Source organism: Planotetraspora phitsanulokensis, from assembly GCF_016863295.1.
Classification (GTDB): domain Bacteria; phylum Actinomycetota; class Actinomycetes; order Streptosporangiales; family Streptosporangiaceae; genus Planotetraspora; species Planotetraspora phitsanulokensis.
This window is the reverse complement of the sequence record NZ_BOOP01000003.1, coordinates 432,276-454,771: the sequence shown is the minus strand read 5'-3', so window position 1 is coordinate 454,771 and position 22,496 is coordinate 432,276. Positions and strand designations below refer to the sequence as shown.

20 protein-coding genes are annotated in these 22,496 nt (G+C 68.8%); 7 read left to right on the top strand and 13 right to left on the bottom strand.

Annotated features, from left to right (window positions below; all coding sequences use genetic code 11):
• The first annotated feature begins 183 nt into the window (after positions 1-183).
• From trpB to Pph01_RS05040, 3 genes are read left to right on the top strand one after another with little or no spacing between them, the layout of a single operon-like run.
• Positions 184-1,389 carry a tryptophan synthase subunit beta gene (gene trpB / locus Pph01_RS05050; protein ID WP_204071734.1) on the top strand — a complete coding sequence of 402 codons (1,206 nt, stop codon included), beginning with the start codon at positions 184-186 and terminating at the stop codon, positions 1,387-1,389.
• Positions 1,386-2,201 carry a tryptophan synthase subunit alpha gene (trpA, locus tag Pph01_RS05045; RefSeq protein WP_204071733.1) on the top strand — a complete coding sequence of 272 codons (816 nt, stop codon included), beginning with the start codon at positions 1,386-1,388 and terminating at the stop codon, positions 2,199-2,201. Before trpB ends, trpA begins: the two co-directional genes overlap by 4 nt.
• Entirely contained in the window at positions 2,198-2,953 is a 756-nt protein-coding gene (locus Pph01_RS05040) for a GntR family transcriptional regulator (RefSeq protein WP_204071732.1), read from the top strand. The genes trpA and Pph01_RS05040 overlap by 4 nt, the downstream gene beginning before the upstream one ends.
• 55 nt (positions 2,954-3,008) lie before the next feature.
• Here the strand turns inward: Pph01_RS05040 and Pph01_RS05035 are convergent, their stop codons facing one another.
• Positions 3,009-3,977 carry an SRPBCC family protein gene (locus Pph01_RS05035; protein WP_204071731.1) on the bottom strand — a complete coding sequence of 323 codons (969 nt, stop codon included), beginning with the start codon at positions 3,975-3,977 and terminating at the stop codon, positions 3,009-3,011.
• A gap of 232 nt (positions 3,978-4,209) precedes the next feature.
• On the opposite strand from Pph01_RS05035, the gene Pph01_RS05030 reads away from it, so the two are divergent.
• Positions 4,210-4,554: a YciI family protein gene (locus Pph01_RS05030; RefSeq protein WP_204071730.1), complete on the top strand. Its 345-nt coding sequence runs from the start codon at positions 4,210-4,212 to the stop codon at positions 4,552-4,554.
• The gene (locus tag Pph01_RS05025; protein WP_204071729.1) at positions 4,544-5,764 is read left to right on the top strand and encodes an RNA polymerase sigma factor; all 1,221 of its coding nucleotides are present in this window, start codon (positions 4,544-4,546) and stop codon (positions 5,762-5,764) included. The genes Pph01_RS05030 and Pph01_RS05025 overlap by 11 nt, the downstream gene beginning before the upstream one ends.
• Positions 5,765-5,851: 87 nt before the next feature.
• Here Pph01_RS05025 and Pph01_RS05020 read toward each other — a convergent pair whose 3' ends face one another.
• Entirely contained in the window at positions 5,852-6,631 is a 780-nt protein-coding gene (locus tag Pph01_RS05020) for an SDR family NAD(P)-dependent oxidoreductase (protein WP_204071728.1), read from the bottom strand.
• Between the two features lie 126 nt (positions 6,632-6,757).
• Entirely contained in the window at positions 6,758-7,519 is a 762-nt protein-coding gene (locus tag Pph01_RS05015) for an SDR family oxidoreductase (RefSeq protein WP_204071727.1), read from the bottom strand.
• A 334-nt stretch (positions 7,520-7,853) separates the two neighbouring features.
• Between Pph01_RS05015 and Pph01_RS05010 the strand changes: the two genes are divergently transcribed.
• Positions 7,854-8,714: a helix-turn-helix domain-containing protein gene (locus Pph01_RS05010; RefSeq protein ID WP_204071726.1), complete on the top strand. Its 861-nt coding sequence runs from the start codon at positions 7,854-7,856 to the stop codon at positions 8,712-8,714.
• A gap of 203 nt (positions 8,715-8,917) precedes the next feature.
• Here Pph01_RS05010 and Pph01_RS05005 read toward each other — a convergent pair whose 3' ends face one another.
• The 9 genes from Pph01_RS05005 to Pph01_RS04965 form a co-directional block, all read right to left on the bottom strand.
• Positions 8,918-9,679 carry an isocitrate lyase/PEP mutase family protein gene (locus tag Pph01_RS05005; protein ID WP_204071725.1) on the bottom strand — a complete coding sequence of 254 codons (762 nt, stop codon included), beginning with the start codon at positions 9,677-9,679 and terminating at the stop codon, positions 8,918-8,920.
• Between the two features lie 7 nt (positions 9,680-9,686).
• Positions 9,687-10,499, bottom strand: coding sequence for an SDR family NAD(P)-dependent oxidoreductase (locus tag Pph01_RS05000; RefSeq protein ID WP_204071724.1), 813 nt, complete (start codon positions 10,497-10,499; stop codon positions 9,687-9,689).
• 76 nt (positions 10,500-10,575) lie between these two features.
• Complete coding sequence (locus Pph01_RS04995; protein ID WP_204071723.1) at positions 10,576-10,914, bottom strand: ArsR/SmtB family transcription factor; 339 nt, start codon at positions 10,912-10,914, stop codon at positions 10,576-10,578.
• Positions 10,911-11,345 (bottom strand): SRPBCC family protein, encoded by a 435-nt coding sequence (locus tag Pph01_RS04990; protein ID WP_239116438.1) that lies wholly within the window; start codon positions 11,343-11,345, stop codon positions 10,911-10,913. The genes Pph01_RS04995 and Pph01_RS04990 overlap by 4 nt, the downstream gene beginning before the upstream one ends.
• 410 nt (positions 11,346-11,755) lie before the next feature.
• Positions 11,756-14,359: a metallophosphoesterase gene (locus tag Pph01_RS04985; protein ID WP_204071721.1), complete on the bottom strand. Its 2,604-nt coding sequence runs from the start codon at positions 14,357-14,359 to the stop codon at positions 11,756-11,758.
• A gap of 334 nt (positions 14,360-14,693) precedes the next feature.
• Positions 14,694-15,899: an iron uptake transporter deferrochelatase/peroxidase subunit gene (gene efeB, locus Pph01_RS04980; protein WP_204071720.1), complete on the bottom strand. Its 1,206-nt coding sequence runs from the start codon at positions 15,897-15,899 to the stop codon at positions 14,694-14,696.
• The gene (locus Pph01_RS04975) at positions 15,896-17,086 is read right to left on the bottom strand and encodes an EfeM/EfeO family lipoprotein (RefSeq protein WP_204071719.1); all 1,191 of its coding nucleotides are present in this window, start codon (positions 17,084-17,086) and stop codon (positions 15,896-15,898) included. Before Pph01_RS04975 ends, efeB begins: the two co-directional genes overlap by 4 nt.
• A 280-nt stretch (positions 17,087-17,366) precedes the next feature.
• Complete coding sequence (locus Pph01_RS04970) at positions 17,367-17,978, bottom strand: dihydrofolate reductase family protein (protein WP_204071718.1); 612 nt, start codon at positions 17,976-17,978, stop codon at positions 17,367-17,369.
• A 14-nt stretch (positions 17,979-17,992) separates the two neighbouring features.
• The gene (locus tag Pph01_RS04965; protein ID WP_204071717.1) at positions 17,993-18,544 is read right to left on the bottom strand and encodes a cysteine dioxygenase family protein; all 552 of its coding nucleotides are present in this window, start codon (positions 18,542-18,544) and stop codon (positions 17,993-17,995) included.
• Between the two features lie 98 nt (positions 18,545-18,642).
• Between Pph01_RS04965 and pdxR the strand changes: the two genes are divergently transcribed.
• Positions 18,643-20,046 (top strand): MocR-like pyridoxine biosynthesis transcription factor PdxR, encoded by a 1,404-nt coding sequence (pdxR, locus tag Pph01_RS04960; RefSeq protein WP_204071716.1) that lies wholly within the window; start codon positions 18,643-18,645, stop codon positions 20,044-20,046.
• Between the two features lie 155 nt (positions 20,047-20,201).
• Here the strand turns inward: pdxR and Pph01_RS04955 are convergent, their stop codons facing one another.
• On the bottom strand, positions 20,202-22,079 hold the full coding sequence (locus Pph01_RS04955; protein ID WP_204071715.1) for a CHASE3 domain-containing protein: 1,878 nt from the start codon (positions 22,077-22,079) through the stop codon (positions 20,202-20,204).
• Positions 22,080-22,496 lie beyond the last annotated feature (417 nt).

The following is a 22,496-nucleotide window of genomic DNA, read 5'->3' as shown; positions in this document are numbered from 1 at the left end:
GCCCACCGGATCTCGGCACTCGTGGCCCGCTGAAGGAACCGATCCGCACGCTCGTGCTGCGATTCGCGGCCGAAGGCCCTCCCGGCTGCCGTGCCGAGCACCGGTGGTGGCGCGTCCACATCGCCCGTGCCACACTCACTGTTATAGAACTCTCGGAAGAGTTATAGAACGAGGTGGTATGGGATGCGAGATGTGTTGCTCTGGCCCGAGCCCGTCGAGGCGGCCGGGACGATGGGCCGGCCCCAGGCGCGGGGCCGATTCGGCGAGTACGGCGGACGGTACGCGCCGGAGTCCCTGGTGGAGGCGTGCCGCGAGGTGGACGAGGCGTTCCGGGAGGCCTGGGCGGATCCGGGGTTCCGCGGCGCCCTGGCGCGGCTGCTCGCCGTGCACGCCGGGCGGCCGACCCCTCTCACACCGGCCCGCAGGCTGTCGGAGGCGCTGGGCGTGCAGCTGTACCTCAAGCGCGAGGATCTCACCCACACCGGATCCCACAAGATCAACAACGTGCTGGGCCAGGCCCTGCTGGCCACCCGGATGGGACGGCGCAGGCTGATCGCCGAGACGGGAGCGGGCCAGCACGGGGTGGCCACCGCGACCGCCGCCGCGCTGCTCGGGCTGGAGGCCACGGTGTTCATGGGCGAGCGTGACATCGAGCGGCAGGCGCTGAACGTCTTCCGGATGCGCATGCTGGGCGCCGAGGTGATCCCGGTGACCACGGGCAGCCGTACCCTCAAGGACGCGACCAGCGAGGCCATGCGGCACTGGGTGGGCGCGACCGGCGACTCCCACTACTGCGTCGGCTCGGTCGTCGGGCCCGATCCGTACCCGTGGATGGTCAGGGAGTTCCAGCGGGTCATCGGCGACGAGGCCCGTGTCCAGTGCGCCGCCGAGCTGCGGACCGGCGTCCCGGACCACGTGGTCGCGTGCGTCGGCGGCGGCTCCAACGCGGCCGGCACGTTCGCCGGATTCGCCGACACCCCGGCGCGCCTGGTCGGGGTCGAGGCGGAGGGCGGCGCCGGCGCCGCCCGCGGTCGGCTCGGCGTCCTGCACGGCTGCCGCTCGCTGTTCCTGCAGGACGACGACGGGCAGATCACCCAGGCGCACTCCATCGCCGCCGGGCTCGACTACCCGGGAGTCGGCCCGGAGCACGCCCACCTGCGCGACCTGGGCCGGGCCCGCTACGTCACGGTGACCGACGACGAGGCGGTCGGCGCGGCAGTACGGCTGGCGCGCACCGAGGGCATCGTCCCGGCGCTCGAATCGGCGCACGCCCTCGCCTGGGTGATCCGCGCGACGGGCGGCGGCGAACTGCCCGCCGGATCGACGGTCCTGATGACGTTGTCCGGCCGGGGCGACAAGGACGTCTCCACCCTGAAGGAGCTGCTGTGACGAACCCGACCCTGGCCGCGGGCGCGGTCGAACGCCACCTGCGTGCTCGCCGGGACACCGGCCGCGGACTGCTCATGCCGTACGTCACCGGGGGGATCACGCCCGGCTGGACGGACTACCTGCGGGCGTTCGCCGAAGCCGGCGCGGACGCGATCGAGGTCGGCCTGCCCTTCTCCGACCCCACACTGGACGGCGTCACCATCCAGCAGGCCGGCGACACGGCACTGGCCCGGGGGGCGAGCACCCGCCGGATCCTCGCCGACCTGTCCGCGGTCCGGGACCTGGGCGTGCCGCTGGTCGTCAGCACCTACTACAACCTGGTGCTGCACGATGGTCCCGAGGCGTTCTGCGCCGCACTGCGCCGGGCCGGCGTCGGCGGCCTGATCGTGCCCGACCTGCAGGTGCACGAGGCGGACGAGCTGACGGACGTGGCCGCCGCCGCCGGGATCGAGCTGGTCCTGCTGGCGTCGCCGGCGACGCCGCAGCCGCGGCTGGCGGAGATCTCGTGCCGCAGCCGCGGATTCGTCTACGCGGTGTCGCTGATGGGCACCACCGGTGAGCGGGCCGCCCTCGCCGCTTCGGCGGCGGAGCTCGCCGAGCGGATCAGGCGCGTCAGCGACCGGCCGGTCTTGCTAGGATTTGGCATTTCCACCCCGGATCAGGCACGCGAAGCCCGTCGGCACGCCGACGGCGTGGTGGTCGGCGCCGCGGTCATGCGGCGGGTGCTCGACGGGGCTGGGCCGGACGACCTGCGGGCCTTCCTCGCGACCCTGCGGCAGGCCCTCGACCAGGAGTGTGACCGACCACGATGACCCTCGACGCCGGGCACGAGGCGAGATACCGCGCCATCGCCGCCGACCTCGCCGCGAAGATCCGGTCGGGACACTACGCCCCCGGTGAGGCCCTTCCGCCGCAACGGGAGCTGAGCGCCTCCTACGGGGTGACCCTCATGACGCTGCGCCAGGCGTTGCGGCAGCTCAGCGACGAGCGGCTGATCGTGCAGCAGCCCGGCAGGGGCACGTTCGTCGCCCCGCCCCACCTGGCGTACCAGCTCGACTCGCTCCGCAGCCTGGTCGACGACCTGCGTAAACAGGGCCACGACGTGCGCACAGCGGTGGCCGGGCGCGCGGTGCGCCGGGCCCCCGCCCGGATCGCCGCGGAGCTGCGGCTGCGTCCCGGCGACACCGCCCTGCGGCTGGAGCGGGTCCGCGAGTTCGCGGGACGTCCCGCCGTACACCAGGTGTCCTGGGTCCGTCGGCCGGTGGCCGACCAGATCCGCGACCGCGACTTCACCGTCGTCTCCCTCTACACGGCCCTCGCCGACGCGGGAGTGGCGGTCGCCCGGGCAGCCGAGGTGGTCCGGCCCGGTTTGCTCGACTCCGCCGCCGCCCGCCACCTCCACGAGCCGCAGGGCAGCCCGGTGCTCGTCAGCACCCGGATCACCTACACGCTCGACGCCACGCCCGTGGTGTCCGACCATGCCACCATCCTCGGCAGCATGATGGAGATCCGCACCGAACGCGCCGCCACCGGCCTCTCTCTCACCTGGGGCGCCACCAGCTGAGAACTGTGTGCGGTCTATCCCACCGCGGCTTGTACGTCGGCCCGGGCAGGTGCGATCACATTGTGCGTCGCCTGATCGCCGTCTCGAGGTTGTCGAGCTCGTCGCCACGATGGGCGCGATGTTGCTGCGTCCAGGTTTCGTCGTGGAGGGAATCGACCGTCATGACCACGTTCGTGCGATCACCGGCGGGCTCGATGTCGATGGTCGTCAGGTGCTCGTACGGCTCGTGGTCGGGCACGAAGTCGATCAGTGACAGGTAGGCGAGGCGGGTCGTCGGTGCGACCTCGGTGAACGTCTTACGCAACTCACTCGAGAGCGGGATGCCGGCGTTCCGCATGAACGCGACCTGTTCCGGCGCGGTCGCGGTCATGGTGTACCGCAGCCGACCGCCGGGCCTGAGCTCGAGCTCGCTCACCCGGGTTTCGAAGCCGTGGGTGGTCCACCACTCCTCGAGGCCGGTGGCGGTGGTCAACAGCTCCCAGATGAGCTCCGCCGGAGCGTCGTACGTGCGCTCGAGCCGCGCCGCGTTCGGGCCGGGCGTGGGTTCGGTGGTCATCGAGCCTTCTTGGTCGGCCGGGTTGTCCCAGCGGCTGATTTCGCCGGCGGGGTGAGGCGCGAACGCGCCGCTTTCGGCGCCGGTCTTGAGGCTGGTGAGGTAGGCGCCCCAGTTGGTGCTGCATCCGCTCATGAATTCGCCGGCCTGGAGCCAGCCTGAGTGGGTGAACAGAAGCGTGGTGCCGCGGCCGCCGGGCCGGAGAGTGAATGTGATCCCGGTACCGATCCAGGTGTCGGGTCCGTCGGTGACCTGCCACACCACGTGGTCCGGCGTGTCGGTCAGGACCTGCATGACGGCGGCGGGCTTCTCGGCGTCGCCGAAGTAGACGCTGAAGCTGCAGCCGATGGTGTGTTCACCGGTCAGTGGCCGCCCGGTCCACCAGCGGGCGATGCCGTCGGTGCCGGCGATGAGGTCGTGTACCCGCTGCAGTGGGGCGTCGATGCTGATGCGGTGCAGGATGTCAGGCATTGTGGGTCCCTTCGGTCAGGCGGCGACGAGGACGTCGGCCAGGTCGTAATGCCGGTTGCTTGGGCGCGGTCATGCGGTGAGCCGCTCGGGGCGGATCCGGAGCACTGACGAACGGCCAGGCGCGGGACGGACACCACCCCTGGAAAAAAAATCGGTAGGCGATCGCCGTCCGTCCACGGCGACGCCGTTCGTCTGATACTTGACCCGTCATCGACCCGTGACTGGAGGACTCATGCAGTACGCGTTGTTGGCCTACAGCCCGCCGGAGGACACGGACCGGGCGACGCGCCCGATTCCAGGTGACCTCGCCGCCCTGCTCGACCGGCCGGACGTCACCGGCTGGGCACGGCTCCACGCCGACGAGTCGGCGACGACGCTGCGCAACGACGAAGAACGGATGTTGCTGACCGACGGACCGTTCATCGACAGCAAGGAGTACCTCGCCGGCCTGATCCTGATCGAGGCCGACGACCTCGACGGGGCACTCGCCATCGCCGAGCGGATGCTCCAGGTGACCAGACCCGGGACGGCGATCGAGGTACGGCCCGTCATCGACGGACGCCTCCGTGGCGCTTGACACTGTCTTCCGCGACCAGTGGGGTCGCGTGCTGGCCACCCTGGTCGGGATCCTCGGCGACATCGAACTCGCCGAGGACGCGGCCGCCGAGGCGTTCGCCGTCGCCGCCGAACGCTGGCCACGCGACGGGGAACCGGCCAACCCCATCGGCTGGCTCATCACCACCGCGCGCAACCGCGCCATCGACCACCTGCGCCGCCGTCAGGTCCTGGCCGACAAGACGAAGCTGCTCGCCCGCGACATCGAGACCGGGCCACAGCCACCGGAGGCACTCATGGACGACGCCGCCACCATCCCGGACGAGCGGCTGGAGCTGATCTTCACCTGCTGTCACCCGGCGCTCTCCCTCGAGGCGCAGGTGGCGCTCACCCTGCGCGCCCTCGGCGGCCTGACCACCGACGAGATCGCGCTTGCGTTCCTCGTCCCGTTCGAGACCATGAGCAAGCGACTGACCAGGGCCAAACACAAGATCCGCCACGCGGGCATCCCGTTCGCCATCCCGCCCGATCACCAGCTGCCCGACCGGCTGGCGGCCGTCCTCGCCGTGGTCTACCTGATCTTCAACCAGGGCTGGGGCGGCGGCCGCGTCGACCTCGCCGCGGAAGCGATCCACCTCGGCCGCGCCCTCGCCGACCTGATGCCAGACGAACCTGAAGCACTCGCGCTGCCGGCGCTGATGTTGCTGCACGACGCGCGCAAAGCGGCCCGCCTGCGCGACGGGCAGATCGTCCCCCTCGACGACCAGGACCGCACCCTGTGGGACACGCGGCAGATCGACGAGGGCCGAGCGCTGCTGCGGCGGGCCATGGCACGAGGGCAGACCGGGCCCTACCTGGTCCAAGCGGCCATCGCCGACCTGCACCTGCATGAGCCCCGCGACTGGCGGCAGATCGCCGCGCTGTACCAGACGCTCGCCAGACAGACCCGCTCTCCGATCGTCGAGATGAACCGGGCCATCGCCGTAGCCGAGATCGACGGGCCCGAAGCCGGCCTGGCCATCCTCGACGGCCTCGATCTCGACCATTACCGCTACTTCCACTCCACCCGCGCCGAGCTCCTGCGTCGTGCCGGCCGCGACGGCGAGGCCCACCACGCCTACCGCCGGGCGCTCGACCTCGCGCAGACCGAGCCAGAACAGCGCTTCCTTGCCGGCCGACTGGCCGAGACCAAATCCTCCGTCCGTAGAGAGCCCGGCTGCGACAGCACGTGAGGGGCGCCATCACCGACGGACTGCCCATGCAGACCCTCGACGCACCATGCCGGCCAGGGGGCGGGCATCACCGCCGGCCGTGTCGGTTCAGGCGGTCCGGTAGCGCGTGGCGAGCTCGGGGCTCTGCGCTCCGAAGGCGGCGAGGTCGGCTTGGAAGACCGCGTCCAGGAGGCCGGCGTTCTCGACGCCCGGGGCGCAGACGGTCTCACCCAGTTCCAGGCCGCGCAGGCTCGCCGTGACGACATCGTCGGCCGTCATGCGGGGCACCCTGCTCATGTCCAGGCCCTGGCGTTCGTGGAACTCGGTGGCCACCCCACCCGGGCACACGACCTGGACGTGGACTCCCGTGCCCTCGAGCTCCGCGCTGAGGGTCTGGGACATCGCGACGAGGTAGGCCAGGCTCCCGCCGTAGACGACGCGGCGGGGCATCTGGGAGTGCGGGGCGGGGCCGCTGAAGGCGATCATGCCGGCCACGTTGATGATCGTGCCTTCGCCGCGCTCCCGCATGCCCGCGACCACGGCGCGGGTGAGCATCGTGGGGGCGAGGACCTTGACGCTGACGAGTTCCGTGGCCTTGTCGGCGGGGAGCTCGGCGAGCGGCATGTAGTGGGCGACACCGGCGTTGTTCACGAGCATGGTCAGCGGCTCGGTCGCGCAGATATCGGCGACGGTGTCGATGCCTGCGGTGGTGGACAGATCAGCGGCCACGGCCTTGATCTTGATTTCGGGGCGCGAGGCGGCGAACTCTTCAAGCCGTTCCTGACGCCGGCCCACGAGCACCAAGTCGTAGCCGTCGGCGGCCAGGCGTTCGGCGAAGGCCCGGCCGATTCCGGAGGTGGCGCCGGTGACGAGTGCGAGCTTACTCACTGTTGTTCCTTGTCTATTGGAGGCCGTGGGGCCCGGGGTGCGGCTCTCGTGGAGCCACGTCTAAGGGGGTCTTTTTCGTAGATCGAGATGATTCGCGTGATGCGCCATACGCCGTCGTCGCCGCGCTTATTGACGGCTCGGGAGCATCGCGAGTGCCTGCGACCTCTGGGCGACCAACTCGTCGTAGGTGCCGTCGCGCTCGGCCCACCGGTGCATCAGCACGCCCCTGACGAGGATCTCGTGCGGAGTGGGGTCGGCCTGGAGCAGGTCCATCACCTCGGTGGCGAACTCGGCCAGTTTGAGCGCGCGGGGGTTGCGCTGTGCCTGCTCCGGCGTGGTGGCGACAGCCGGGGGGACGAGTTCGCAGACCTCGATGCCGGTGCCGTCCAGTTGCGCGCGCAACGCCTCGGAGTAGGCATGCACTCCGGCCTTCGAGGCGGCGTAGGTCGGCATGACCGGGAACGGCAGGAACCCGATGCCCGAGGTGACCGTGATGATGGTGCCGGTGCCGCGTCCGATCAGGTGCGGGGTGAACGCGTCGATGACGCGGATGGTGCCGAGGAGGTTGATGTCGATCGTCTTCTCCGCGGCACTGAAGTGTGCGGGATCGCGCAGGTCCTCGGGGATCATGACCCCGGACATCGTCACGATCGTGTCGAGGCCCGGGTGGCTCTGGAGGATCGTGTCGCGGGCACGGTCGATGCTGTCCTGGCCGGTCACGTCGATGGGAACGGTGGCGAACTCCTCTGCCGCGAGTTGGTCGAGCAGGTCGGTTCGTCGGCCGCCGACGATGACGGCGCTGCCGGCCGCGGCGAAGCGGCGAGCGAGCTCGAGACCGATTCCCGAGGTGGCGCCGGTGATGAAGACGGTGCGGTTGGTGATGTCCATTGATCGCTCCTGCTCAGGGCGCCGACAAGCTGGTGGGCGCGGTCGATGATGGTTTGGGTCACCGGTCGGGGCTTCCACGCGAGGATGCGCTCGGCCTTGCCGAGGTGACCGCGTAATTCGTGCCGAGGCTGAGGACGGAAGATCGCGTGCGCCCGTCGAACTGCCGGTGCCGCCGGAGATCAGCACGGTCTTCGGCATCGCCGTTTTGAGCTCCTCTCCTGTGCGGCGACACCTTCAGTGTTGATCTGTTCTCCGGCCGGCGGCAGTACCCCCGTCTTCCGGGGTCCTACCAGGGCCCCCTTAGCTGGGAGGGTCCTGAACTACGCTGCTGAATATGAGCGACGACGACCGCGCCAACCTGCTCGGCGGTTACCTCCGGGCCCGGCGGGCGCTGGTCACTCCGAAGCAGGTCGGACTTCCGGCGGGTGCGAATCGACGCGTTCCCGGGCTTCGCCGTGAAGAGGTCGCCATGCTCGCGGGCATCAGCGGCGACTACTACCTGCGGCTGGAGCGCGGCCGTGACAAGAACCCCTCACCGCAGGTCCTCGAATCGCTCGCGCGGGTCCTGCACCTTGACGAGCTCGAACAGGAATACCTTCTCGGCCTGGCCACTTCACGCCCGAAGCCGCAGCGGCGCCGGAAGCCTGAGCGCGTGCCCACACGGTTGCATCAGCTCCTGGCGAGCGTGCAGGTTCCCGCGTTCGTGGAAGGGCGCGCGTTCGATGTGCTCGCATCCAACCAGCTCGCAGTCGCGCTCTCTCCGCGCCTTCAGCCCGGGTACAACCGTCTCCGATCGCTGCTCCTTGATCCTGAGGAGCAGGAGTTCCAGCAGGACTGGACGCGCTCCACGGAAGGGTTCATCGCTGTCTTCAGAAAGTCCATCGGCGACGACATCGACAACCCGCGATTCGTGGAACTGGTGGGCGAACTCGCCCTGTCGAGCGAGCGGTTCCGAACTCTCTGGGCGCGTCACGACGTCCGCAGCCTCGACGGCGGTACCACCACCGTGAACCATCCCGTCGTCGGTGAGCTGCGCCTGCACCGAGACAAGCTCCCCGTCGACGATCTGATCTTGGTCCTCTACTACGCCGATCAGGGGAGCGAGAGCGATGAGAAACTACGCCTCCTCGCCTCCATGGCCCAGACAGCACCAATCCGCAGTGGGATGCGAGGTGCGGAGCGAAGGCCCGGATGACTCGGAGCGTACCGAAGAGGTGCGTTTCCAGGTCCTGCCCGATCATGTCCAAGTCATCGGCCAGGGGCTGCGCACCGACGCGATCCCGGCGTTATAGACCAGCGATGTCACGTCCTGCGCGGTCCGTGAGCGTACCGAGCGGAGGTGGACGAAGTCCCCGTGGAGCGTCGGCTTGTGGGAGAAAGTCGACGCTCCACGGGGAGTCACTTCCGTGCCTCGACGAGAGGCTGGAGATCGGTTAGCAGGTGGTCGAGTGCGCTGCGGTACAGCTGGGGCCCCACGGAGACCCGGGCCACACCGATTGCACGAAGCTCGTCCAGCGACCCGCGTTTCAGCGGAAGACCGGCGTTCACCGGCGCGCCGACCTCGGCGACGATGGCCCGGAGGTCGTCCGGCCCGGCTCCGGGAGGGAACACACAATCGGCGCCGGCCGACCAGTACGCCTCGGCCCTGCTGATCGCATCGGCACGCTTCTGATTCTCGGCCAGAGGCGAGGTGGGGAAGAAGGAGTCGATCCGGGCATTGATGACCAGCGGCACCCCGATGCGGTCGGCGGCTGCGCGCATCTGCGCGATGTAGGTGGCGCGGAGATCGACGTCGATCAGGCCGCCGTTGGCGTGATCACTGTCCTCGATGTTGCAGCCGACGACTCCGATCCCGTTCAGCAGTTCGACCAGCTCCTCCGGCGCCATCCCGTAGCCGGCCTCGGCGTCGACGGTGACCGGCACGTCGACAGAGGCTGCGATGCGTTGGGCGACGAACATCATCTCCTCGCTCGGGGCACCCTCACCGTCGTCGTAGCCCAGAGCGGCGGCGATCGCGTTGCTCGCGGTCGCGACCACCGGGAAGCCCGCGCCGACGACGGCGCGGGCGCTGCCCACGTCCCAGGCGTTCGGCAGCACCAGCGGAGCGCCCGGGATGTGCAGGGTACGAAGCAGCTCGGCTTTGTCGGCCTGATCGGACATGGCGGCCTCAGTCGACAAGTGCGCCGGCGGACAGATTGGCGATTGTCCCGGTCATGGATCCAGTTCGATCTGAAGCCAGGAACGCGGCAGTCTCTGCGATTTCAGAGAGCGTGGGCAGCCTCTTCAGAAGCGTCCCCTGCGCCATCCCCCCGCCTTCGAGCAATTCCTGGACCGACTGCCCGGCCGCTGCCGCGGTTTGCTTGAAGAGGTCCTTGGTGTAGGAACCCGCTGCCGGCGCATCGACGACAGCGTGTGGACGGATGCCGATCACCCGGATGTTGCCAGGTGCCAGCTCCGCGGCCAGAACCCGGGAGAAGGCCTCCTTGCCGGCCGCGCTCACGCTGTGCCCCAAGATGCCGCCTACAGCCAGTTTGGAACCCGGCTCGGACAAAGTCAGGATGACGCCAGGACGCTCGCGACCCATGTGCGGTGCCACAGCCTTGCTTGTGATGAACAGCGTCCGCAGAAAGCCGTCAATCGGCCGCATGAACTCCTCAAGCGAGAGGTCCGCCAGCAAAGTCCCCTGGTCGTGCATGACGCTCACGGCGTTGAGGGCGATGTCGATGCCGCCGGCCGTCGCCGCGACCGCATCGGCGTGCTTTTCGACCGCCTGCTGATCGAGAACGTCGACTTGCGCGGTCTCGACTGTTCCGCCCGCGGCGGCGATATCACGCGCCACGGCGTCGAGCTTCGCCTGCGTCCGCCCGGCGATGAAGACCCTCGCGCCTTCCCGGGCGAATACCCGTGCGATTGCGCCGCCGATGGCGCCCCCGCCTCCATAGATCACAGCGCTCTTGTCGCGAAGCAGCAATCCACTCATATGTGTCCTCCAAAGGCGACAGGGCGCCGACATCGGTCGAGGAGGTCGCCGGAGATCTCTTCCGGCGGCCTGTTGGTCAGTCGTTCTTCTGACGCTGGATCTGTTCTGCGATGCGCTTGATGCGGTTCAGTCGCGCATCCCAGGTCTTGCCGACTTCATTCAGTTGCCGGACGGCGCGGGAGAGCTGCGCCTCGTCGACTTCGTAGCGCCGCTCGCGGCCCATCGGTGTCGCGTGCACGAGGCCTGCGCGATCGAGGACGCCCAGGTGCTTGGTGACCGCTTGGCGCGAGATCGGGAGACGATCGCTCAGGCTGGTCGGCGTACCGACTCCTTCCGTGAGCAGCAGGTCGAGCAGGCGGCGCCTGATCGGGTCGCCGATCGCCGACCAGAGTTCGTCGTCGACGGCGACGGTCATCGCGCCACCACGGAAGGGGCGTAGCTCTGCAGCCTGGGCAGGAACATGTCCCAGCCGCGCTCGTGGTCGTGGAAGGCCTCCTCGAGCACAGCGGCCTCCCAGCCCTTCTCCCGCCAGCCGCTCTCAGTCAGGCGCAGAATCGTGCCGTCACCGGAGGGCTCGAGCTCGAAGGTGACCAGGAGAGAGTTGTCCGCATCGGGCAGCTGACCGTTAGGAGCGATCCAGTGGAACGCGAACCTGCGGGGCGGATCCACGTCGACCACCGTGATCGGTTCAACCGCAGCGTGGGCGCCAAACACCAGTTCGCCGACCGCGCCTGGCGCAGGCTCGAACGACGCGTCATCGGGCCACCACATCTTGATGTGCTCGGGACGACTCACCACATCGAACACGATCTCCGGTGCCGCGTCGATGCGGATCTCGCGCTCCAACTTTCCGAACTCCACTACGGACCCCCAATAAGCAACCATCGGTTGCGCATGACTCTAGTGGGTCGCACCGATGATCCGCAACCTCTTGTTGCGTAACGACCGTGAGGTCGAGGCAGGGGAGCGCTTGACCAGGCGACGGCGTCCCGTCCTGCGCCTCACGAGTCCTGACCGGTGTGGAGTCACTCGGGCGTGCCCCCGCTGTGATGGGGGCGGGCGTCAGCGACGGTGCGTGATCGAGGATCTGGCAGCGCAGGTTGGATTCCCGTCACCCGCTCCATGAACGAAGGCCCGGGTCAGAGACCCGGGCCTTGTTCATTTCTCGGGGCCGGAGACGGCCCTCATCGTGTTAGGCGGACGGGTGCACAGGCTCGGCGACTGATGCGGCTGTTGCCGATCGCGCACCCGAGGGTTCATCGCTTGGCGAGGAACTCCTCGATCGCCGCCTTGACCTCTTGGCCGGTGGCGTGTCCGGTCACGACGCGCATCACCTGGCCCTGCATGTTGTCCTTGCCATACCGGTCGTAGGTGTCTGCGATCACAAGGTCCAGCCAGGGGCGGGCGATGGGAGCCGGCTTGCCCTGGGGCGGTGCGGCGAGGACTGCCGTGATCGCCTCCACGATCCGCCGCTGCGCAGCCGTGGCACTGTCCTGCAGGGATCCGCGGTGATCCTCGGGCAGCTGATCGATGATCGTCCTCGCCTCCGCGAGGTCGGCGATGGCATCGTCGATGGCGGCCTGGTCGGTGAGGTCGCGCGAGGTGATCCCCGCGAGCAGCTCCTGCGCCTGGACGATCGCCTTGACCACGTCGAGCCGCTGGGACAGCCAGTCGGCGTCGGTACCGGCGGGGAGCTTGGCGATCGCGGCTTCGGCGGCCTGGATCGTCTCGGCCGATGGATTGGCCTCCGCGGCGGCGACCGCCTCCCGGGCGGCCGTGAGGATTTGACCTGCGACGATCGCCTTCACCGCGTTGAGCCGCTGGGTCAGCGCGTCGGCGTCAGTGCCGGCGGGGAGCTTGACGATCGCGGCTTCGGCGGCCTGGATCGTCTCGGCCGACGGGTGGGCCTCCGCGGCGGCGACCGCGTTCAACGCGTCCTCGAGCGCCTCATCCTCACCGCCGGCGATGTCGACGCTCATCGACCCGACGATGAGGGGCAGGTTACTGGCGCCGACGATCCGCATGTCGGCGTTGCCGTTCTGCCGGTTGCGGAACATCACCTGCGGCATGTCGAGCGTCACGGTCTGCCAGGTGTTCACCATCTGCGAGCTGATCTGCACGCGTGTGGTGCTCTGGTAGGCCGACCCGGTGGCCGCGGAGTCGTACTGAAGGACGAACGAACCGGACACCGGAGACCGGTACTCGATCGTCGCCTTGCCGTCGTACGGCCCGCCCTGGATGAACTTGTCGTCGACCACGAGGTAGAGGTTGTTGCCGCTGTTGAACGTGTTCTTGTCCACCTGCAGGGCGCGGCGGCCGTCGACGGTGATCTCGTGGGCCGGGCCGCTCTCGTAGGGCAGCCAGTTCAGCCCGTTGGGCTCGCCGGAGAAGTCCATCGACACGTGGGTCACGGTCGGCTTGGGCGGAGCGACGTCGATCTTCACCCCGGAGATGGCGAGCGGGAGGTTGGCCGGGGCCGACAGACGCATGTCGGCGCCGCCGTTCTCCCGGTTGGTGAACCGGATGTCGGGAATGTCGATCGACGCCGTCTGCCACTGGTTCACCTGGTCCGCGCCGATCGTCACCGACGCCGACTTCTGGTACGCGGAGCCGCTCGTCGCGGAGTCGTACTGGAGAGCGAACGTGCCCGGGACGGGGGAGCGGTAGGCGAAGGTCGCCGTGACCGCGTACGGTCCGCCGGAGATCGCCGTGTCGTCGACGAACATGTAGAGCTGGTTGGCGCCGCCGAACGAGTTCTTCTGCAGGACGAGCGCCTTCCGGCCGTCGACCGTGGTCTCCTGGAAGGGGCCGTCCTCGTAGTTCTTGTACGTCAGTCCGTCAGTCTTGTCGGCCGCGAGGTCGAACGAGACGCTGTACTTGTTGGGGGTCGGGTTCTGCCCGGGGTCGGGGTTCGGGTCGACCCAGTCGGAGCGCTCGGCCACGTACGCCTTGCCCTGGGCGTCCTTCTTCAGGATGAAGTAGTAGTCGACCTTGCCCGGCAGGGTGACGAACTCGGCCTTGAGGGAGTCCTTGGTGATGGTCAGCCGCATCGCGCCGAAGTCCGTGGCCTCGCGGTAGAGACTGCCCGGAGTGGTGCTGAACAGGGGCGTGATGCCCTCGCCGCCGTTACCGGTGATCGCGATGTTGTAGCCGTCGGAGGTGACGATGTGCTCGGCGTGGTGGTCGTGGCCGGCCAGGATCAGGTCGACGCCCGGCGTCATCATCCACGCGCGGTCCGGGTTGTTGCCCGCCTTGCCGGAGGAGTAGATGGGCTGGTGGCCGCCGGAGAGGACCCACGCGGCGGTGCTTTTGTCGACCGTGTTCTTGTACTGGTTGTAGATGGGCGGCATCGTGGTGCCCGACGACGTCTGGCAGTTGACGTCCGGGTTGAGGAAGTCCACCAGCCCGTTGCCGAACCCGGCCACGTAGGCCACCGGGACCTTGAAGAAGTCCACGCTGGGCTGGACGCTCTCCGGGGTGCAGCCGTTGCCGTAGTCGTGGTTACCCATGATGGGGAAGAACTTGCCCGCGTCGATGTCGGCCTTGTAGGGCGCCTGGGCTTTGACGACCTCCTCGGGGCGGCCCTGCTGGTAGGAGTTGTCCCCGACGGTCAGGATGTAGGCCGGATTCCACGAGTGGACCATGTCGGCCACCTGGTTCTCCGAGGCGCAGGCCCGGTCCACCCCGCAGCCACCGTAGTCGCCGATCACGGCAAGGACCATCTGATCCTGTGGCGGCTTGCCGGGGTCCACCGCCGGGGTGATCCGCTGGAGCTCGCTTCCGGTTGCCTGGGCCACCTGGGCCGCCTGAGGCGCTGCCTGGGCCACCTGGGGGATGACCGGGGTGATCGCCGCAGCCACCCCCACAAGTGTCAACAACGCTCTTTTCGTGAATGACACGTATCCACCTCTATGGATTTCGCGCGGCCATAGTCGGGCTGGACACTAGATCACACATCGGACGAGAGAGTGAAGACGTAACGAATAGGTGCATACGATCGCATGACACGCATCGTGGCGGAGAAGTCCGCACTTCGAAGCAGTACCACCTCGCTGTCGGTGGGCCGGGCGTCGTTCCCGAGAGCGCCGGCGCTCCGGCGGCTACCGGCGTGGCCGCGCCCGCATGCTTTCTTGCTTGAGCGAATGCTCTGACCACACAAAAGCGACACACAGCCAAATAAGCCCTTAAAATAGCTCAAATAAGTATGCTTTGGAGATAGAATTCGGACGTGTCCGGCACGCCGGGGACCACGAAGAAGTAGCCGCCGCCGAACGGCGAGATGTAGTCGACCAGCGGCTCGTCCACCAGGCGCATCTGCACCGCCTCGAACTGCCGGTGCAGATCCTGCTGATAGCTGGTGAAGAGCAGCCCGACGTCGAGGTTGCCCACGTCGTCCACGCCCCGGTCGTAGTTGAAACTGCGGCGCAGGATGCGACTGTCGTCCGTCTCGGGCTTGCGCGGGTTCGCCAGCCGGATGTGGCTGGTGATGGGGATGGCCTTGCCCGCCGGGTCCAGCTCGTATCGGGGAACGTCCTGCTCGTGAGCGCCGTCGAGCGGTGCGCCGGTGTCCCTGGTCCGGCCGAACATCTGCTCCTGCTCGCTTATCCCCACCCGGTCCCAGAACTCCACCAGCATCCGGATCAGCCGGAAGGCGACGTAGCTGCCGCCCGTGGTCCAGGCCGTCTCGGGCCTCTCGTCCCGCACCCACACCAGCCGGTCCATCTCGGCGGCGTCGTTGGTGTCGGGATTGGAGATGCCGTCCTTGAAGCCCATGAAGTTGCGCGGCGTGCCGCTGGGCCGCGGCGGGCTGACGAACCCGTTCATCCGCCAGCGGACCTGCATCGCCCCCCGGGTGTGCCGGGCGAGGTCGCGAAACGCGTGCAGGACGGTGTCGTCGTCGTCCGCCTCAAGTTGCAGGCTGAGGTCGCCGTGGCACCAGGCCGGATCCAGGTCGTCGTTGGGGAACACCGGCATCTGGACCAGGCCGGCGGGCTTGCGGGAGGCCAGGCCGTACCGGTCGTCGAAGAGGGATGCGCCGAGGCCGAGCGTGACGGTCAGGGCCCCGGCGGGCACGTTCGGTCCGAGGATCCCCGAGTCGGCGGGCGGCGCGGTGATGCCCGGTTCCGGCGGGACGCCGCCGGTCGTCAGGCTGCGCGCCCGGTCGGTGAGCGTGCGGAACAGCTCCGTCAGCTCGGCCTTGCCGTCGGCGACGATGTCGAAGGCCGCGACGACCGTCCTGCGCCGGGCGGGGTTGAGGATCCCCGCCTGGTGGGGGCCATGGAACGGGGGTACCGGCGGCGCGCCCGCGTCGGCGCCGGCCTGCGCGGTACGGGCGACGGCGCCGGCGATGCCGGTGGCCAGCGCTCCGGCGAGAAACGTCCTGCGGTTGTAGCCGCTCACTGTGTCCGCCTGGGGAAGAGAATCTCGGCGACCGGGGCGAGCTCTTCCAGCAGCTCACCGACCGCGCCGTTGATGGTTTTACGGACCCGGTGGTCCAGCTGGTCGACGGGCGTCCACGTGTCGCCGTGCTTCTGGGCCGCGAGCAGCGTTTCCACCCGGTCCAGGTGGGCGTCGACCTGCTTCAGCCCGGGATAGCGGCCCTGGAGCAGCGGCCGCAGCACGGCGAGGGTCTCGCGGGTGCCCTGGAGGTTGGCGGCCGCGGTGGCCAGCGTGGTGCCGCTGCCCTGGTCGGATCGTCCGGACAGCTCGAACTGGAGGGTGTTCTCCAGGATCTCGTGCGCGCGCAGGGGCAGGTCGGCCGGGTCGAGCCGCTCGTCGGGGAAGTCGTCGCACAGCGCCTTGACGTCCTGGTACAGCCGGTCGGCGATCGGGCGCAGCGTCTTCGCGGACTCGTCGTGCCACAGGCCGTACTCGACCCGGTGCAGGCCGGTGAAGTTCTTGTCGTGGACGCCGCCGGGCAGGCCCGCGGGACGCCCGTTGATCTCGCCGTCGAAGTCGCCGAAGGTGCCGTAGGCGGAGCCGAGGCTCTCGTAGGCCAGATGGGCGGGCAGCCACGCCCTCCTGGCGGCGGTCAGATCCCCCCGGTCCACGGCCTTGGTCAGCGCCTCGGTCTTGGCCCGCAGGGTCTTCAGCCCGCCGGTCACGTACTCGGTGTACGCCTGCGCCGGGGCGAACAGGTCGTTATCGGAGATCGGGACCGTCGCCGGTCCACCGGGGGCGTTGCCCACCACCGTGACGGACGGCCCGACGATCAGGTCCCGCTCGTCCACGTCGCACCGGATGGCGTACGTCCCCTGGGTCAGGCTGACCCGCAGGGGCCGGGTCACCCCCGGGGCCAGTCCTTCCAGTTCGGCATGTACGGCACCGCCGGGCACGTCGACGAGATCGACCCCCGAGGAGACGTCCCCGGTGTTGGTGACCATGATGATCTGGGGGCCGGCCTGCGGATTCGTCCAGCCCTCGCCGCAGTGGCTCGCGCCGATCTGGACCGTCGGATTCGCGCTCGCCTGGGCGTTCGCGGGAGCGGACGTGGACGGTGAGGCGTGTTCGTCGGCACCGGCCGTCGAGCATCCGGCCGCGAGAAAGAGCGACGCCGCAATCACCGCGCCCGGCCGCCTAATATCCACGATCAGCTCCTGATAAATCGCCACAAAAAGGGCGAGCACAGGCTAGTCGCTATATATGGCGCACCAAGTTCTATTGCATGACACGTGGCGGCAAGTTCACGCAGCCATCATCTGGCGTTCCCCTGTCCCCCGCTGCGACAGGGCGATAGATCAGCGGAACACGGGGCACGAGACACCGGCCCACTACCAGTTACGCAGCTTGTGAACGCTTGAGGACGGCGGCGACGCACCCCCTTGGGTGGGCGGCTCGCGCTTGTGGTTCATCGCGTCTGTTTCTGACCTACCGGGTCGCGACCGGGTGGTACCGCACATTCACTGCGGCCGAGGGGTCGTCGCCGTTGGACAGCTCGAGCCGGACGGGGGCGCCCCCGAGGTTGTCGAACAGCCGGATCCCGTCGCCGAGCAGCACCGGCGCGATGTGCAGGTCGATCTCGTCGATCAGTCCGAGATCGAGGAGCTGCCGGCCGATCGTGGGCGAGAAGACCTCGAGGTTCTTGCCGCCGGCGGCCTCCAGTCCGATCCGGACCGCCTCAGCCACATCGCAGCCCAGGAAAGTCACACCGTTGGCGGGCGGCGCGTCTTCGGGATGGTGCGTGAGGACGAACACCGGCCCCTGCCACGCGCCGCCGTAGATGCCGCTGACGTCGGGGTGGGCATCGAAGCCATTCCGACCTCCCAGCACGGCCCCGGTCGTCTCGACGTACTCCTCGACAAGGCCAGGGCGGAGCGAGAACCCCGTCATCCAGTCCATCGCGTGGTTCGGCCCCGCCACGAACCCGTCCAGCGACATCGTGAAGTGCCAGAGCACCTTGCCTCCGGCGGTCTGCCGTTCCGTGTCCGCCGACGCGGTGGACGTGGTGTCGACGCTCTGCGGGGTCTCTGGGGTGGACATGATCGATCCTCTCTTCAGCCGATTTCATACGGTTCGACGATGGGCAGGTCGTAGGTGCGGCGCACGCTGTTCCCTATCCGGGCGAGATCGGTGCCATAGACGTGCAGGGATACGCCGACCGACGGGCCCAGGCTGGTGACGCGGTGGATGTCGCCGGGAGGGGCGAAGCCGCTCACCGTCCCCGCCTGGTCGGTGCGGGTCCCCGTCAACAGCAGGGCCTGGCCGCTTTCGTCGAGACTGAACCGTTCCTCGTACTCGGTGCCGGCGACGACCGCGACGGCGCACCAGGTCGTGTGGTCGTGCACGCTGGTCGCCTGTCCGGGCCGGGAGATGAGCGCGACGACGGAGAAGCTGCCGTCGGGCTCGACGTGGAGCACTTGGCTCCGGTCACTCCCTTGGCGTGCCTGGGCCGGGACCTCGCGCAGGACCTCGTCGGCTGGAGGGAGCTTCCCGCTCAGGCCGACGACGACGGCGTCGACCACGACCTGCCAGTCGGCAGGGATCCGAGTCGCGGCGCGGATCGCGGCGTACATGCCTTCCAGGGAGGGCGTTTCCGGACCGGTCACGGCAGCCCGAGAAGTTTGCGTGGTTTTCATCAGATGTCCTAATGGTCGGTTGATGCGACGCTAGGCGGGGCAGGTGGCCCTGAGTAAGGTCCAGTTCCGTGGAAGTCGAGTGGTCCGGTTTCACCCCGGACGTCTTCATCCAGCTCGATCGCCAGAGCCCCGAGACGCTGGGTTCGCAGCTGCGGAGCGCCCTGCGAACAGCGGTCCGAGAGGGGCGGCTGCAAACGGGTGAGCGGCTGCCGTCGTCGCGAAAGCTCGCGGTGGACCTTGGGGTCTCCCGCGGCCTGGTGCAGGCGACCTATGAACAATTGGAGGCCGAGGGCTACCTGCGCGCCTTCGGCGGTTCGGCGACGCGGGTCGCGTTCAGCCCTCAGACGACCGTCCTCACACCTCCAGAGCCCGCACCTGCCGCCAGGCTGGAGATCGACTTCGCGCCGGGACGCCCTGACCTGAACAGCTTTCCGGCGCGCGACTGGTTGTGGGCATGTGGGGAGGCCACCCGCGCGGCCTCTGCCCGTGACATGGGTTACGGCGATCCCCGGGGCTCGATCAGGCTGCGAGAGGTCATCGCGTCGTACCTGCAACGTGTTCGCGGAGCGTTCGCGGGCGCGGACGACGTGGTGATCTGCAACGGGTTCACCCAAGGCGCCGCTCTCACTCTGGCCGCACTGCGAGCCGCGGGCACCACCTCGGTCGCCGTCGAGGACCCGGGTCACCTGGACATGCCTCTCCTCGTCCGCCGGGCGGGCCTGAACCCGGTCTTCGTCCCCGTCGACGACCGCGGCCTGGTCGTCGACGAGCTCGCCAGGACGAAGGCGACCGCGGTCATCGTCACGCCGGCCCACCAAACCCCGACCGGCGTCGTTCTCACCCCTGAGCGGCGGCTGGCACTGCTGCAGTGGGCCGAGCAGGTGAGCGGGGTGGTGATCGAAGACGACTACGACTCGGAGTTCCGCTATGACAAGCAGCCTGTCGGATCGCTCCAGGGCCTCGCGGCGGATCGCGTCGTGAGTGTCGGATCGGTCAGCAAGTCGCTCGCTCCCGCGATCAGACTGGGGTGGGTGCTGGCTCCACGGCACCTGGGTACGCGGATCGCGGAGGAGAAGCACCGCGCCGACCGCGGCTCTCCGACACTCGACCAGCTCGCGCTGGCCCGGCTGATGGAGTCGGGCAGGTTCGATCGCCATCTGCGCCGCATGCGCGGCGTGTACGCCGCGCGGCGCAACGAACTGGTCGTAGCTATCGGCGAGCATGCTCCCAACATCGAGCTGACGGGACTCGCCGCCGGCTTCCATGCCGTCGCCCAGCTCCCCGAGGGAGCCGACGAGGCGGAGATCGTCGACGCGGCAGCCCAGCGCTCCGTCGGGCTGCAAGCGCTCGGTCGATACCGATCGCCGAACGGCGAGGGCTCGCCGGGGATCGTGTTCGGCTTCGGAGGCGTCAACGAGGCCGCGATCAGACGCGGGATCGCGGCCATCGGCGACCTACTGCGGCAGGGATGAGATGTTCCGTCACTGTTTCGCCGCAACGCGAGAGATCTCCGCGACTGTTGGCACTGCTGGAACATGAAATCCCGGTTCAGGCCGGATCCATGTAGTCGCGGACGCGCATGATCACTTGGCGCGGTACGCGGCCGTGCCGAGGTCGCGAGCGCCGGTCACGTGTCGTCGATCGGGATCGAGACGAATAGGGCAGTGCCCTTTCCCGCGGGACTGTCGATGTGGATTCTGCCGCCGATGGCCTGAACCCGGTCCATGAGACCGATGAGTCCCGACCCGTGCTGAGGGTCGGCTCCTCCGATCCCGTCGTCGCGAACCGAGAGCTTGAGTAACGCGCCCTCCACAGTGAGATCGACATGGACCACGGAGGCGTGCCCGTGCTTGGCCGCGTTGGTCAGCGCTTCCGACACCACGTAGTAGGCGGCCACCTCGATGCGTTCCGCCAGGCGGCGGGAGACGTTTACGTTGAGCTCGACCGGGATGGCGGAGCGGCGCGCGAGGGCTTTCAGGGCGAAGGCGATGCCGCCGCTGGAGAGGATGGCCGGATGGAGACCCCGAGAAAGCTCCTGTAGTTCCTCGACCGCGGCGGACAGACCGGAGGCGACACGTGAAACCTGTTGCTTGAGCTGGTCCTGTTCGGGAGGGACGGCGGCCTCCGCCATCCGCACGTCGAGCGCGAGCGAGACAAGGCGCTGCTGCGTGCCATCGTGCAGATCGCGCTCGATGCGGCGGCGGGATTCGTCGGCGGCCGCGACGACCCGGGCACGGGAAGCGGCCAGCTCGGCGCGGCTCTCGGCGTTGGCGATGGCGGTGGCGACGAGTTCGGTGAACTCGAGCATCCGCTCCTCGGTGTCATCGGGCAGCGGCTCGGGCGCGGCCGAGAAACCGGTGGCCACGCCCCAGAGGCGCTCCTCGACCATGATGGGACTGCCGACCGAAGAGGTGATCCCCTGATCCCTGGCCCACGCGGGGATGGCGGCGGAGCGCTTGTTGCCCGTCACGCGTGCCGGCCGTCCGGTCCGCGATACCAGTGCTGAGACACTCTCATCCTGAATCGGCCAGCGTGAGCCGAGCGGCGGCGGGGACTGCGGGGCGCCGGGTCTGCTCCACGCGCCGACGACCGTCACCGTCTCGTCGGCTTCGTAGCGTTTTATCGCCGTGCAATCCGCTTCCAGGATGTGGCCCATTTCGGCGGCGACGGCGCCGAACACCACAGACGGTGAGGCTGCCTGGGCGACGACCGTGGCGACGCGCCGCAACGCGGCCTGTTCCTCCGCGATGCGGTGGAGCTCGCCGCGGCTCACCTCCAGAGAGGTGGCCATGGTGTTGAACGAACGTTCAAGCACGCCGATCTCGCCTGGGGCGGTCGCGGGCATCCGCATGCTCAGGTCTCCGTCGGCGAGGTGGCGGGCCATGACGGACGCGCGCCGGACAGGCCGGACGATCGACCGGATCATGTAGCCGTCGAAGGTGAGAACGAGGAGGACCGATGCCGCGACACCGGCCGCTGCGGCCAGGGCGGCCTGGCGACCGGCGGCGGCGGCGCGCTCCTGGCGTTCGGTGAGAAGGTGCCGCTCGAAGGCCACGAAGCGATCGAATTGGCTCCGGATGGAGTCGATGCGGCGTTTGCCCTCTTCGGTCACCGCTACGGTGCGCACGGATGCGGGGTCTCGCCGCCCGGCCTCCACGGTCGGAACCGAATAGTCGTGGATGTAGGTGTCGACGGCTCGCGTGATCTGCCGCGCCTGTTCTCTCTGCCCGGCGTCGCCGGCGAGCCGCTGAAGAGCGGCGGTTTGACGGGGGAGGGTGGCACGAGCGTGGCTCCACGGCTGGAGGAAGCGCGCATCTCCGGTTATGACGAACCCGCGCTGGCCGGTCTCAAGGTCGATGACGAGTCTCTCGACGTAGTTCGCGGTCACCAGCACCTCTCTGGAGCGCCTCCGGAGGTCCACCGCCTCGTCCAGACCTCTGATCGACAGGACGAGGACCGCAAAGGCGCCACCGATGAGGATCAAGAGCAGTGCACTCGCGACCACCGCACGTCGAGTGAGTCCGCCCCTCCCGACAGCCCATCGCCCACGGCGTGTAACGCGTACTCCCATGGTCACCCTCTGGACCAAGATTGTTCCTACTGGTCACCCTACGCCGCCGGAGAGCAGCGGACCGAGGCCGGATGCCTGACCAGTGGTGGCTCACATTCCCGGCCTCGGCGGCGTAGGCCAGGTCCCGCGCGGTTCCCCCTTCCCCCACCCTCGATCTACGACCTCAAGGCCCGATTGATCATTCAGGGGAAGTGATCGCCATCGTCGGCGACTGGCCCAAAATCTTGCCCTCGGCCCGCGGCCGTCGGCGCCACACGTCGGGGGAGGAGGAGGGCGAGATGAGGGGGCACTCGAACCGGGAGATCGCTGTCGACGCCCTGTTGCAGTATTCGGCCGTGAGGCGGCCCCCGG

Bases quoted from the DNA above. Each gene is read 5' to 3' on its own strand.
- Pph01_RS04970 (WP_204071718.1), bottom strand. From the start codon at position 17,978: ATGTCCACCCCAGAGACCCCGCAGAGCGTCGACACCACGTCCACCGCG.
- Pph01_RS05015 (WP_204071727.1), bottom strand. From the start codon at position 7,519: ATGGACATCACCAACCGCACCGTCTTCATCACCGGCGCCACCTCGGGA.
- Pph01_RS05005 (WP_204071725.1), bottom strand. From the start codon at position 9,679: ATGTCCGATCAGGCCGACAAAGCCGAGCTGCTTCGTACCCTGCACATC.
- Pph01_RS05010 (WP_204071726.1), top strand. From the start codon at position 7,854: ATGAGCGACGACGACCGCGCCAACCTGCTCGGCGGTTACCTCCGGGCC.
- Pph01_RS05000 (WP_204071724.1), bottom strand. From the start codon at position 10,499: ATGAGTGGATTGCTGCTTCGCGACAAGAGCGCTGTGATCTATGGAGGC.
- Pph01_RS05035 (WP_204071731.1), bottom strand. From the start codon at position 3,977: ATGCCTGACATCCTGCACCGCATCAGCATCGACGCCCCACTGCAGCGG.
- Pph01_RS05030 (WP_204071730.1), top strand. From the start codon at position 4,210: ATGCAGTACGCGTTGTTGGCCTACAGCCCGCCGGAGGACACGGACCGG.
- Pph01_RS04995 (WP_204071723.1), bottom strand. From the start codon at position 10,914: ATGACCGTCGCCGTCGACGACGAACTCTGGTCGGCGATCGGCGACCCG.
- trpB (WP_204071734.1), top strand. From the start codon at position 184: ATGCGAGATGTGTTGCTCTGGCCCGAGCCCGTCGAGGCGGCCGGGACG.
- Pph01_RS05040 (WP_204071732.1), top strand. From the start codon at position 2,198: ATGACCCTCGACGCCGGGCACGAGGCGAGATACCGCGCCATCGCCGCC.